The 12111-nt window shown below is 37.1% G+C and carries 12 protein-coding genes; 8 read left to right on the top strand and 4 right to left on the bottom strand.

The window, feature by feature from the left end:
* Window positions 1–57: 57 nt before the first annotated feature.
* The gene (locus NST98_RS00990; RefSeq protein ID WP_340714154.1) at window positions 58–1296 is read left to right on the top strand and encodes a M16 family metallopeptidase; all 1239 of its coding nucleotides are present in this window, start codon (window positions 58–60) and stop codon (window positions 1294–1296) included.
* Between the two features lie 296 nt (window positions 1297–1592).
* On the opposite strand, the gene NST98_RS00995 is transcribed toward NST98_RS00990, so the two are convergent.
* From NST98_RS00995 to NST98_RS01005, 3 genes are read right to left on the bottom strand one after another with little or no spacing between them, the layout of a single operon-like run.
* The gene (locus NST98_RS00995; RefSeq protein ID WP_340714155.1) at window positions 1593–2216 is read right to left on the bottom strand and encodes an ABC-2 transporter permease; all 624 of its coding nucleotides are present in this window, start codon (window positions 2214–2216) and stop codon (window positions 1593–1595) included.
* Window positions 2213–3061 (bottom strand): ABC transporter ATP-binding protein, encoded by an 849-nt coding sequence (locus NST98_RS01000; RefSeq protein WP_016836809.1) that lies wholly within the window; start codon window positions 3059–3061, stop codon window positions 2213–2215. Before NST98_RS01000 ends, NST98_RS00995 begins: the two co-directional genes overlap by 4 nt.
* Window positions 3058–3438 carry a GntR family transcriptional regulator gene (locus NST98_RS01005; protein ID WP_340714156.1) on the bottom strand — a complete coding sequence of 127 codons (381 nt, stop codon included), beginning with the start codon at window positions 3436–3438 and terminating at the stop codon, window positions 3058–3060. Before NST98_RS01005 ends, NST98_RS01000 begins: the two co-directional genes overlap by 4 nt.
* Before the next feature lie 147 nt (window positions 3439–3585).
* Here NST98_RS01005 and NST98_RS01010 point away from each other — a divergent pair, with 147 nt between their 5' ends.
* The 7 genes from NST98_RS01010 to NST98_RS01040 all read left to right on the top strand — a co-directional run bounded on the left by NST98_RS01010 (window position 3586) and on the right by NST98_RS01040 (window position 11476).
* Window positions 3586–3852, top strand: coding sequence for a YlmC/YmxH family sporulation protein (locus tag NST98_RS01010; protein ID WP_016836811.1), 267 nt, complete (start codon window positions 3586–3588; stop codon window positions 3850–3852).
* Entirely contained in the window at window positions 3849–4631 is a 783-nt protein-coding gene (locus NST98_RS01015; protein ID WP_016836812.1) for a hypothetical protein, read from the top strand. The genes NST98_RS01010 and NST98_RS01015 overlap by 4 nt, the downstream gene beginning before the upstream one ends.
* Window positions 4625–5221, top strand: coding sequence for a dipicolinate synthase subunit B (locus NST98_RS01020; RefSeq protein ID WP_016836813.1), 597 nt, complete (start codon window positions 4625–4627; stop codon window positions 5219–5221). Before NST98_RS01015 ends, NST98_RS01020 begins: the two co-directional genes overlap by 7 nt.
* 92 nt (window positions 5222–5313) lie before the next feature.
* Window positions 5314–6351, top strand: a complete 1038-nt coding sequence (locus NST98_RS01025) for an aspartate-semialdehyde dehydrogenase (protein ID WP_340714157.1) — start codon at window positions 5314–5316, stop codon at window positions 6349–6351.
* A gap of 12 nt (window positions 6352–6363) precedes the next feature.
* Window positions 6364–7245: a 4-hydroxy-tetrahydrodipicolinate synthase gene (dapA, locus tag NST98_RS01030; RefSeq protein WP_016836815.1), complete on the top strand. Its 882-nt coding sequence runs from the start codon at window positions 6364–6366 to the stop codon at window positions 7243–7245.
* A gap of 167 nt (window positions 7246–7412) precedes the next feature.
* The gene (locus NST98_RS01035) at window positions 7413–9080 is read left to right on the top strand and encodes a ribonuclease J (RefSeq protein WP_016836816.1); all 1668 of its coding nucleotides are present in this window, start codon (window positions 7413–7415) and stop codon (window positions 9078–9080) included.
* Between the two features lie 98 nt (window positions 9081–9178).
* Window positions 9179–11476: an FtsK/SpoIIIE family DNA translocase gene (locus tag NST98_RS01040; protein WP_340714158.1), complete on the top strand. Its 2298-nt coding sequence runs from the start codon at window positions 9179–9181 to the stop codon at window positions 11474–11476.
* 42 nt (window positions 11477–11518) lie between these two features.
* Here NST98_RS01040 and NST98_RS01045 read toward each other — a convergent pair whose 3' ends face one another.
* Window positions 11519–12094 (bottom strand): GNAT family N-acetyltransferase, encoded by a 576-nt coding sequence (locus NST98_RS01045; protein WP_340714159.1) that lies wholly within the window; start codon window positions 12092–12094, stop codon window positions 11519–11521.
* Window positions 12095–12111 lie beyond the last annotated feature (17 nt).

Genomic DNA, 12111 nt, shown 5'->3' on the forward strand with positions numbered 1-12111 from the left:
TAGTTTCGATTATAAAGATCGAACAGATAGGAAATGTCAGTAGAAAGAGGTTGTAAATTGGTTAACGTTTATACTTGTCAAAATGGCGTAAGGATTGTATATGAACATATTCCATACGTGCGTTCAATTTCTGTAGGAATATGGGTTGGAGCAGGATCTAGATTTGAACTGCCAGAAGAAAACGGAATTACCCATTTTATTGAACATATGCTCTTTAAAGGAACAAATACTCGAACTGCTAGACAAATTGCAGAAGAGTTTGATCGCATTGGCGGAGAGCTAAATGCATTTACATCAAAGGAAAATACTTGCTACTATGCAAAGGTGTTGGAGCATCATGGAAAGTTGGCAATCAGTATATTAGCTGATATGTTTTTCCATTCAGTGTTTGAAAAAAATGAATTGGAGAAAGAACGGCAAGTTGTATTAGAGGAAATCTTAATGAGCGAAGATGCTCCTGATGATGATGTACACGAACGTTTATGGAGAGTGATGTATCCAAACGATCCATTGGGCCTTCCGATTTTAGGAACGAATGAAACCCTTCAAAAATTTGATCGTGATTTTATTTTGAACTATATGGATAAACATTATTTTCCAAAGAATGTTGTTATTTCTTTGGCAGGGAATATATCAAAAGATTTACTTTTACATATTGAATCGTTGTTCGGGAACTTCGAACCATCTGAAAAAGCTGTCCCACTAAACTTATCAAATCCAACATTTCATTCAGGACGTTTCGTAAAGGAACGGGATGTAGAACAGTCCCATTTGGCGATGAGTTATCCCGCCATCAGTGTAAAAGATCCAAATTACTATAGCTTTATCACTTTAAATAATATAATAGGTGGCAATATGTCTTCCCGCCTCTTCCAAGAAGTAAGGGAAGAAAAGGGATTAGCTTACACAATTTTCTCCTATCCATCCTGTTATATGGATGTCGGTGCATTAACCATTTACGGAAGTACGAACAATCAACAATTGCCTTTACTACATGAGACAATTATTAAATCCATTGAAAAAATAAAAAAAGATGGCGTGACGCTACAAGAGCTTTATAACGGAAAAGAACAGTTAAAAGCAAGTTTTTTACTGAATATGGAGAGTATGACGAATCGCATGAGCCGTAACGGGAAAAACGAATTGATTTTTGGTCGTCATTTAACGGTGGATGAAATCCTTCAAAAAATTGATGCGATTTCTTTGGATTCTATTCAGGAGCTGATCGATAAGATTTTCTCCGTTAAACCAGCAGTGGCAATTATTGGTCAGGGTATAAATGATTCATCAAAATAATAAATTGATAAAAAACGAGGCTGGGACATAAACAAAAAATTAAAGGGACAGTTGAAAGAGTTTTGATAAAAAATTGATATAATTAAAAATTGATTGTAGTGACGGGGCGACTCCTGCGGGAACAGCCCGTGTCTCGAGACACCGCAGGAGCGAAGGGATGAGCTCCGAGGAGGCTCGAGCCGGGCCCGCGGAAAGCGTCCCCGGAACGGAAATCAATTTTAATAACATATCAAAAAAACATCATTTTCTCCTTAGAGAAAATGATGTTTTTTTAGATTTGTCCCAACCTCATTTTTTTAGTATTCTTTTTTCTTAAAAAACTTAACGGAGAGTTGATAGGATAAATAAAACATGACAACCGCAATGATCAAAGCAATGTATCCAAATAAAAGAAGAAATTCAAGTAATTGATGAAAGAATGAACCATTTGAAATGACATTTATTACAATGACAGGTATAAAAATTAGAGCCAAAATGAAAATGCGAGCTTTTTGGGCACCATATTTAATGGTCACTGGTATCACGAATGACAACATCATGAGGATTCCTGATATGATGATGGATAAAATTGAAATAAAATTAACCATTGTAAATGTTTTCGTAATCATATTTGTTAATAAAAATATTGGAAAAACAATGATAACCATAAAAAGTATTAAGATCAGACTTAAGATATACTTACTTTTTACGATATCGGACTTTTCGATTGGCAGTGTATTGACAAATCGATTCCAATGACTTGTTTCGTCGTTGGAAAGGGTGATATTGATTAAAGTCATGGATAAAACCGTAAGAAAAATAAGTAACATTCCCGTATCACCCAAAAAGAAAGAAGCGATGACAAAAAGCGTTATGAGCATTAACAAAGAGTTTTTTTGGTTAAGTATGACGTACAAATCTTTTAAAATCAGTGCTTTCATACATAAGCTCCTTTCACAAAAAATAACATGATGTCTTCTATAGACGGTTTATCGAGATGGAAAGCTTTGTTCACTTCTTTTCGATTCACTAAAATTTCTATTCCGAATGCATTTTTTCTCATGCGCACTTTTGCATGTTCAGGCAATTCCTTCGATTGCTCCACCGTTCCTTTCCATATTCCGTAGTCATACAACAGTTCATCTTTATTTTTGCTAAAGACGATTTCCCCTTCATGAATAAACGTAATATAGTCAGCAATCTTTTCTAAGTCAGATGTAATGTGGGTGGAGAATAAAATGCTGTTGTCCTCGTCCTGCATAAATTCCATAAAAAGATCGAGAATTTCATCCCGCACAATCGGATCTAATCCGCTCGTCGGTTCATCTAAAATTAATAATTTTGGATGATGGGCAAGAGCCATAGCAATGGACAGTTTCATCCGCATCCCACGGGAAAGCTGTTTAATTGGCTTTTTAATAGGTATTTTGAAGCGCTTTAATAGTTCTACGTAGTAAGCTTCATCCCAATTAGCATAAATTTTTTCTAATATGTGATTGATTTGAGTTGCATTTAATGTTTCAGGTACATATAAATCATCAAAAACGACGCCAATTTGCTCCTTGATAGCTATATCATGTTCAACATGATCAAGTCCAAATAGTTTAACTTCACCACTATCCTTTTGAAGCAGGTTTAAAAGGCATTTTATGGTTGATGTTTTTCCGGCACCATTTTCTCCAACAAATCCCATAATTGTACCAGTTGGTAACTGGAAAGAAACATCGACTAATTGAAATTGAGGAAACTTTTTTCTTAAATTTGCGACTTCAATTGCATACGTCATTCCAATTCCTCCTCTACTAACAATGAAAGTAAATCCAATAATTCTTTTCCATGTATTCCTGAAATCTTCGCAATTTGAACGGCTTTATTTAAGTGATCTTCCACTTGCCGAAGCAATTCTTCCCGCAAAAACTCCTGATTTCGTTCCGCAACAAAACTTCCCTTCCCAGCAAAAGTAACGATAAATCCATCCCGTTCTAAATCGGAATACGCTCTCTTTGTCGTCATAACGCTAATTTTTAATTCTCTCGCTAGATTGCGAATAGAAGGCAATGGATCACCAGGTGTTAATTTTCCCGTAATAATTGCTTGTTTAATTTGTTCTGTAATTTGTTCATAAATTGGTTTATCGCTTGCATTACTAAGTTTAATATCCACGGAGTCACCACCATTCTGATTTACAACTGTATATATACAGTATATACAGTTATAACGGATTGTCAACAATAAAACTTTTAAACTTGATGGGCACCTAACGGATTTTTCATGCATATAGTACTAATAAGCTCATGGAGGAGGGAAATGATGCTATTATCAGAGCTTGCTGAAAAGGAATTAATCGAAATGGAAAATGGAGTTCGTTACGGCTATCTATCTGAGACGGAATGCATCTTTGATCCTAAAACAGGAAAAATTTTAGGGTTTGAATTAATAGAACCTTCCCGTTTACCGTTCCAGAAAAAAAAATCAACGACGGCATTATTTATTCCTTGGGAAGAAATACATCTCATTGGGGAAGACCGTATTTTATTTCGAAAAACAACGAGTACAAGAAGGCATTATGACCAATGACGAACGAAAAATGGCTTGTAATTGGAACGGATGAGCGATTGAAAATTCTTGCAAAAATGTTATCAAATCCAGAGAGGACTGTTTACTACAAAAGCAAAACAAATTGGGATCATGAACTAAACCATCTTTCGTTATCTATACAACCGGACTATGTCGTATTACCAATCCAGCCACTAAAAGTGGAAGTACCTGCTGTTTTAGGTATAACGAATGCGACTATTTTTAGTGGGAAGACAAATGAAGAATGGAAAGAAATTTTAAATGAAAATCAAATTTACTATTATTTAGAGGATGAAGAGTTTATTTGGCAAAATGCTCTTCTTACAGCAGAAGCTTTTGTAGCAACTTTCTATAATACGAAACATGCGATTTCTGGAAAAAGATTTATTATTACTGGATTTGGTCGTGTAGCAAAAACGCTTGGACATTTATTGAGAAGTATTGGGGCTGAAGTGGTTATTGCTGTAAGGTCGGATGTTCAATTGAATGAAGCGAAAGCTTTCCGTTTCGAATCTGTATATTTAGCTGATGTGGGAGAAATAGAAGCGGATTATTTTATTAATACAATTCCTGCTAGATGGCTAGATGCAAGTGTGAAAGAAAAAATTAACATGCCGATTTATGATTTAGCTTCCTACCCAGGTTGCTTAAAAGATGATGTAGAACGTGATCATTATGAATTATTACCAGCATTACCTGGGAAATATTTCCCGCATGATGCGGCGAAAATTTTGTATAATTCGATTGTTGGCCAATTAAGGAGGAGAAAATCTTGCTGAAAGGTAAAAGAATTGGGCTTGGCATTACCGCTTCCCATTGCACATATGAGGATGTCGTACCAAAAATAAAAGATCTTCGCGATGCAGGTGCGACAGTCATTCCGATTGTAACCCATTCGGTATTAACAGCTGTCACACGCTTCGGAACAGGAGAGGAATGGGTGAAAAAAATTGAGGAACTATCTGGTGAAAAGGTAGTTTCCACTATTGTAGAAGCAGAACCGTTTGGACCAAAAAATCCTCTGGATTGTATGGTCATTGCGCCAATGACAGGAAATTCCATCAGTAAATTCGCCAATGCTGCGACTGACAGCCCTGTGCTAATGGCTGCAAAAGCAACTTTAAGAAACGGAAATCCTGTAGTATTAGGAATTTCTACAAATGATGCGCTAGGTTTAAATGGTGTCAACATTATGAAACTATTAAACTCAAAAAACATTTACTTTATTCCTTTCGGGCAAGATGATCCATTTAATAAACCAACTTCATTAATTGCAGATTTCACAAAAATGGTAGATACTGTCGTGCATGCAATTTACTACAAAAAGCAGCTTCAACCGTTATTTATTCAGTACCATAAAGAAAATTAATTTTTATCACACAATTCAGTAAAATTGTGATAAAATTTTCATCATTATATAAGGATTATATGGTTTAAATGTATTAGGAGGAGATTTATAGAATGTCGAAGCTATTAACAGTAGCGATTGTAGGTGCAACAGGTGCAGTCGGTACAAAAATGAAAGAACAATTACTAAAAAGAAATTTTCCAATTAAAGATATAAAGTTTTTAGCCTCTGCCAAATCTGCAGGAAAAGAAATAAAATTTGGCGGAAAAATGTACAAAATTGAGGAAGCTACTCCTGAAGCTTTCGAAGGGGTAGATGTGGCGCTATTTTCTGCAGGAGGGTCTGTTTCCGCAAAACTTGCTCCTGAGGCGGTAAAACGTGGAGCGGTTGTAATTGATAATACAAGTCATTTCCGTATGGATCCGGATGTGCCTTTAGTGGTGCCGGAAGTCAATCGCGAAGACTTAAAGAAACATAATGGAATCATCGCTAATCCAAACTGTTCAACAATTCAAATGGTTGTAGCATTGCAACCTATTCGACAAAAATTAGGTTTAAAGAGAATTATCGTTTCCACTTATCAAGCAGTTTCTGGTTCAGGGATGTCTGCCATCGAAGAACTTCGCGAACAAAGCAAGTATTGGGATGACAGAAAAGATATAGAAGCGAAGGTATTACCAGTAAAATCTGAAACTAAACATTATCCAATTGCTTATAATGTTCTCCCTCAAATCGATGTGTTCACAGAAAATGGATTTACTAAAGAAGAAATGAAAATGATTAACGAAACAAAAAAGATTATGCATTTACCAAATTTACATGTGGCAGCAACATGTGTACGTGTACCGGTTGTGAACGGTCACTCTGAATCTGTGTATATCGAAGTTGAAAAAGAGGCAAGTGTACAAGATATCTATAATATTTTAAAAGACGCACCTGGCGTTGTGTTGCAAGACGATTTAAATAATCAAGTTTATCCAATGCCTCTTTATACTGAAGGGGAAGACCCAGTGTATGTAGGAAGAATTCGAAAAGATTTATATCATCCAAACGGTTTCCACCTATGGGTTGTCGCAGATAACCTGTTGAAAGGAGCTGCCTTAAACTCAATCCAAATCGCTGAAGCAATGCTAGAGGATAACTTACTATAAGGGGTGTTAGATTTGGATTTAGGTAGAATCGCTACTGCCATGGTTACACCGTTTCAAGAAAATGGTGATATTGACTTTGAGGCGGTGGAGAGACTCATTGAATATCTTCTTGCGAATGGAACCGATTCGATTGTCGTTTGTGGAACAACTGGAGAATCACCTACTCTATCAACTGAAGAAAAACTTCAGTTGATTCGGTTTACGGTTGAAAAGGTGAACAAACGGGTGCCTGTCATTGCAGGAACAGGCTCCAATAATACGAAACAAACAATTGAGCTAACTAAAAAAATAGAGAGCCTCGGAGTTGACGGGGTTATGTTGGTGGCTCCCTACTACAATAAACCTAATCAAAAAGGACTTTATGCACATTTTGAGGCAGTAGCAGAAGAAACAACATTACCAATTGTTGTGTATAATGTGCCAGGGCGCACGAGTTCGAATATTGAAGCAGCCACAACAATTGCATTAAGTAAAATACCTAATATCCAAGTCGTAAAAGAAGCGAGCGGTAATTTAGATCAAATATCTGAAATACTAGCAAATACTCATGATAAATTTCTCGTTTATAGCGGAGACGATGCGTTAACACTACCGCTGTTGGCAATTGGAGGTCGAGGTGTCATATCCGTTGCTTCGCATATCGTTGGAAACGAAATGCAGGCGATGATTCAAGCTTTTGAAGAAGGAAGACACGCATTTGCAGCGAAAATGCATCAAACGCTATTACCTTTGTTTAAGCAACTCTTTAAAAACCCAAATCCGGTTCCGATAAAATACGCAATGAGTAAAGTTGGTTTCCATATTGAAAAAGTTCGATTGCCTTTAGTCGAGATGACTGATGAAGAAAAACAAGAATTTGATCATGTTTGGGAACAAGTGAAGCAAAATATTTGAAGCCTGCTCTCCAAACAATTCTTTTTGAGTTGTTTGGGTGATAGGCTTTTTTTATTTTTAAAATTTACAATATCGAAATACCATTTTTTATTTGTACTTCCTCCCCTCTCACCGTATAATGATAAATAAGTGGTTGTGCGTTCGGGATAATATTAGGAGGAAAGATTGTGATAAAAACAAAAAATGAAGTAATCCGAATCATCCCACTTGGAGGCGTGGGAGAAATCGGGAAATCCATGTACGTTATTGAAATCGATGACGAAGTCTTTATTGTCGATAGCGGTTTAATGTTTCCAGAAGATGAAATGCTTGGTATTGACATCGTCATCCCTGACTTTACTTATTTGGAAGAAAACAAAGATCGGATTAAAGGAATATTTCTTACTCATGGTCATGAAGATGCAATTGGTTCTATTGCCTATGTATTGCAAAAAATTAATGCACCTGTGTACGGATCGAAATTAACAATTGCTCTTGCTAAGGAACATTTGAAAGAATTACCTGCTCCACATCAAGTGAAATTCTTCGAAGTAACAAACAAAAGTCGCATGAACTTTCAATCGACTTATGTAACCTTCTTCCATACAACACATAGCATTCCTGACTCTTTAGGAATTGTGTTCCATACTTCTGAAGGGGCAATTGTGCACACAGGAGAATTTAAATTTGACCAATCTGCAAAAGGAAAATTTAAACCAGATCTTGCCAAAATGGCTCAATTAGGTGAAGAAGGAGTATTTATTTTACTTTCAGAATCAACAGAAGCAGAGCGACCAGGGTATACGACGAGTGAAACGGTAATTGAGGAAAGGTTAGCGAAATTCTTCCATTCTGCACCTGCTCGTATCATTGTTGCAGTATATGCTTCAAATTTTATCCGCATTCAACAAGTATTTAACCAGGCACAAAAATCAAATCGTAAAGTAGCTATCGTTGGGAAAAGCCTCGAAAAAGTCATCGATATTGGAGTAAAACTTGGATATTTATCCATAGACGAAAACACATTAATTCCTGTTTCAGAAATTAATCAATATGAAGATGATGAATTAATTATTATTGTGACAAGCAATCAAGGAGAACCTTTAGATGCCCTTGATAAAATTGTACGAAAACAACATCGCGATATTCGAATAAAAGAAACAGATACTGTATTAATTACTTTCACGCCGTCACCAGGAATGGAAGTGCAGATGTCAAATGCCATGAACAATCTTGCGAAAGCTGGTGCAACGGTATTGGCAGCCGATAAAAAAGTCCATGTATCTGGACACGGTAGCCAAGAAGATTTAAAACTAATGTTAAACTTAATGAAACCAAAATATTTTATCCCGATCCAAGGCGAATACCGAATGTTAATTGCACATTCCAAATTAGCACAGCAAGTTGGAATTGATAAATCGCGCATTTTTATTGCGGATAAAGGCGATGTTGTGGAATATCGAAATGGTAAAATGCGCATAAGCGGCCGCGTACAAGCAGGAAATGTCCTTATTGACGGAAGCGGTATCGGTGACGTTGGAAATATCGTTTTGCGTGACAGAAAACTGCTCTCCCAAGACGGTATATTCATCGTTGTCGTAACCTTAAACCGTGCCCAAAAGCGAATTGCTTCAGGACCAGAAATTATTTCTCGCGGATTTGTTTACGTTCGTGAATCTGAAGAACTAATTTCAGAAGCGACGGAAATTGCCCGTGAATGTATAGAAAAATATGTAAGCAAAGACACGTTCGAATGGACAAATATTAAACAAGAAATCCGAGAAACGTTAAATGCTTATTTATTCCAAAAAACAAAACGACGACCAATGATAATCCCGATTATTATGGAATATTAAGCTAGACTAGATAAGACAGGATTTTCTTCACCGTACAGCGGTTAAGGAAATCCTGTTTCTCATACTGATGATTGTTTCTTGTAGAGTAGGTGAACAATATGGCAAGGAAGAAAACGAAAGCAAAAACAAAAGCAAAGGCTGGCATTTCTCCCCTTTATTTTGAAATCATCGGATTAATTTTAATTGGCTTTGCCATCATCATCTTTTTTGAATATGGTTTTGTAGGCCGAATGGTTCAAAGTATTTCGATGTTTTTTTTCGGTAATCTTTACTTCGCAGTCCCAACATTCCTCTTTTTATTCGCAATATTATTGATGGTTAAGCGAGAAAAAATCCCATTTACCGATCGCGTTTTACTCGGTGCGATGATGATGATTTTCAGTTTATCCATTTTTAGTCATAGTGTTTTGTTTGATGAATTATATAAGCGGGATGCGTTGGAATCTCAATCAGTATTGAAAGAAACTTGGCGAATAATGATTAGTGATGAGGGCATTCAAAATAGAAGCAATGCGCTTGGCGGTGGAATGATTGGTGCGTTTTTGTTTAGTATGTTTCACATTTTATTCGGTGCAACTGGAGCGAAAGTAGTAGCAATTCTATTATTTTTCATTGGAATTGTTTTAGTCACAGGAAAAGCTTTTGTACCGATGATTGCTGAAAAAATTCCAAACTTCAAATTAAAATTGCCGAAAAAGAAAAAACGTAAACGCCGTTCATTAAATAAAGACGAGAATAAGCGTAAACGAGAGAAATCTGAAGAACAAACAGCATTAAAAGAGATGGCGGCAACAAGTGAAGAATCGGTTCCATTATTGTTAGTGGAAGATGATGAAGATGATGAACCAATCATTTCTGATTTTACTCAAAATATTCAAAAAGAGCAGAAACTAGCGCAAGAAGTACAAGAAGACGATAAACAGGATACAATTGAAGATACAATTCAACAATCCGTTGAAAACAACGTGGAAAATCAAGATTACCGGTTGCCGCCTATGACTTTATTAAATGTCCCTCCAGAGCATGATCAAAGCGGCGAATATTCTATCATTCAAGCGAACGCAAAAAAACTTGAGCAAACGCTTTTAAGTTTTGGCGTAAAGGCAAAAGTAGTGCAAGTTCATTTAGGTCCAGCCGTAACAAAATATGAAGTGATGCCAGACGTTGGAGTAAAAGTTAGTCGAATTGTCAATTTACAAGATGACTTAGCTCTTGCACTTGCAGCAAAAGATATTCGAATGGAAGCGCCGATTCCAGGAAAATCAGCCATCGGTATTGAAGTGCCAAATAGTGAAGTGGCAGTTGTAACGCTGAGAGAAGTTTTAGAGTCAAAAGAAAATAACAAACCGGATGCTAAACTGTTGATTGGATTTGGTCGAGATATTGCTGGACAGGCAATCTTAGCTGAATTAAATAAAATGCCTCACTTGCTTGTTGCAGGTTCAACCGGAAGTGGGAAAAGTGTATGTATTAACGGCATCATCATCTCGATTTTAATGCGAGCAAAACCACATGAAGTGAAAATGATGTTAATTGACCCGAAAATGGTTGAGCTCAATGTTTATAACGGAATTCCACATTTGTTAGCGCCTGTTGTTACGAACCCGAAAAAAGCCTCGCAAGCCTTGCAAAAGGTTGTGAGTGAAATGGAAAGACGTTACGATTTATTCTCTCATACTGGAACGAGAAATATAAAAGGGTACAACAGCTACGTAGAGCGCTACAACAAAGAGCATGAAGAGCAATTATCAAAATTACCTTATATCGTTGTCATTATTGACGAGTTAGCAGATTTAATGATGGTAGCTTCCCACGATGTGGAAGATGCCATTACGAGACTTGCACAAATGGCTCGTGCAGCAGGAATTCACTTAATTATCGCAACTCAACGGCCATCTGTTGATGTCATTACTGGAGTCATCAAAGCAAATATCCCATCTCGAATTGCCTTCGCTGTATCAAGTACTGTCGATTCAAGAACTATTCTTGATACAGGCGGAGCAGAACGCCTATTAGGTCGAGGGGATATGTTGTTTATGCCAGCAGGTACTTCCAAACCAATACGTGTTCAAGGGGCATTTGTTTCTGATGAGGAAGTACAAGCGGTAGTAGATTATGTCATTGCTCAACAAAAAGCCCAATATGATGAAACGATGATTCCAACTGATGAACCAGATGATCAATCTTTTGAAGAAGAAACAGACGAGCTTTATGATGAAGCGGTGAAATTAGTGGTGGAGATGCAATCGGCTTCCATTTCGATGCTCCAGCGCCGCTTCCGCATCGGCTATTCCCGTGCTGCAAGAATTATCGATCAAATGGAAGCCCGCGGTGTGGTTGGTCCTCCTGATGGCAGCCGTCCAAGACAAGTGTTGATTTCCAATATCAATGACTAAGAAACATAAAAGCTGTCTAGAAGGAACTAGGCAGCTTTTATGTTATAACAATTCCTTAATAAATCTATTTTTTACAGCGGGCCATTCTTCTTTGGTGATGCTATACATGACGGTATGGCGGATAGTTCCATTAGGCAAGATCATATGATTTCGGAGAACGCCTTCTTTCATGGCGTCGATTCTTTCAATTGCTGTTTGGGAGCGTTTGTTGGTGTGGGCAGTTTTCAGCTGCACCCGATTCAACTGGAGATGTTCAAAACAATAAGTCAACAATAAATACTTGCAATTGGTGTTGATGGAAGTGCGCCAAACCGATGGGGTTAGCCATGTTCCGCCGATTTCAAGGCGCTTATGCTCCAGTGAAATATCCAAAATGGATGTACATCCCACGATTTGATTCGTCTTTTTATCCATTATGACAAAGACATAGGAAATTTGATTGTTTCTCGCTGCAATGGCGTTTCGTACATATTGTTCAACAGCTTCTCTTGACGTTAAATTCACTTGCATATGCTCCCATATCCGATCATCCTTTGCCGCCTCAACAATCCCTTCCATATCCTTGAGTTCAATTGGTTTAAGAAGCACTACATCATTTTCTAATAATAGGTTTTCCATTATATCAACTCCTTTGT

The organism is Ureibacillus sp. FSL W8-0352 (assembly GCF_038004345.1).
Lineage (GTDB): Bacteria > Bacillota > Bacilli > Bacillales_A > Planococcaceae > Ureibacillus > Ureibacillus thermosphaericus.

Excerpts from the sequence above, each read along its gene's own strand:
- NST98_RS00995 (WP_340714155.1), bottom strand. The coding sequence starts at position 2,216 with ATGAAAGCACTGATTTTAAAAGATTTGTACGTCATACTTAACCAAAAA.
- NST98_RS01000 (WP_016836809.1), bottom strand. The coding sequence starts at position 3,061 with ATGACGTATGCAATTGAAGTCGCAAATTTAAGAAAAAAGTTTCCTCAA.
- NST98_RS01010 (WP_016836811.1), top strand. The coding sequence starts at position 3,586 with ATGCTATTATCAGAGCTTGCTGAAAAGGAATTAATCGAAATGGAAAAT.
- NST98_RS01015 (WP_016836812.1), top strand. The coding sequence starts at position 3,849 with ATGACGAACGAAAAATGGCTTGTAATTGGAACGGATGAGCGATTGAAA.
- NST98_RS01025 (WP_340714157.1), top strand. The coding sequence starts at position 5,314 with ATGTCGAAGCTATTAACAGTAGCGATTGTAGGTGCAACAGGTGCAGTC.
- NST98_RS01040 (WP_340714158.1), top strand. The coding sequence starts at position 9,179 with ATGGCAAGGAAGAAAACGAAAGCAAAAACAAAAGCAAAGGCTGGCATT.
- NST98_RS01045 (WP_340714159.1), bottom strand. The coding sequence starts at position 12,094 with ATGGAAAACCTATTATTAGAAAATGATGTAGTGCTTCTTAAACCAATT.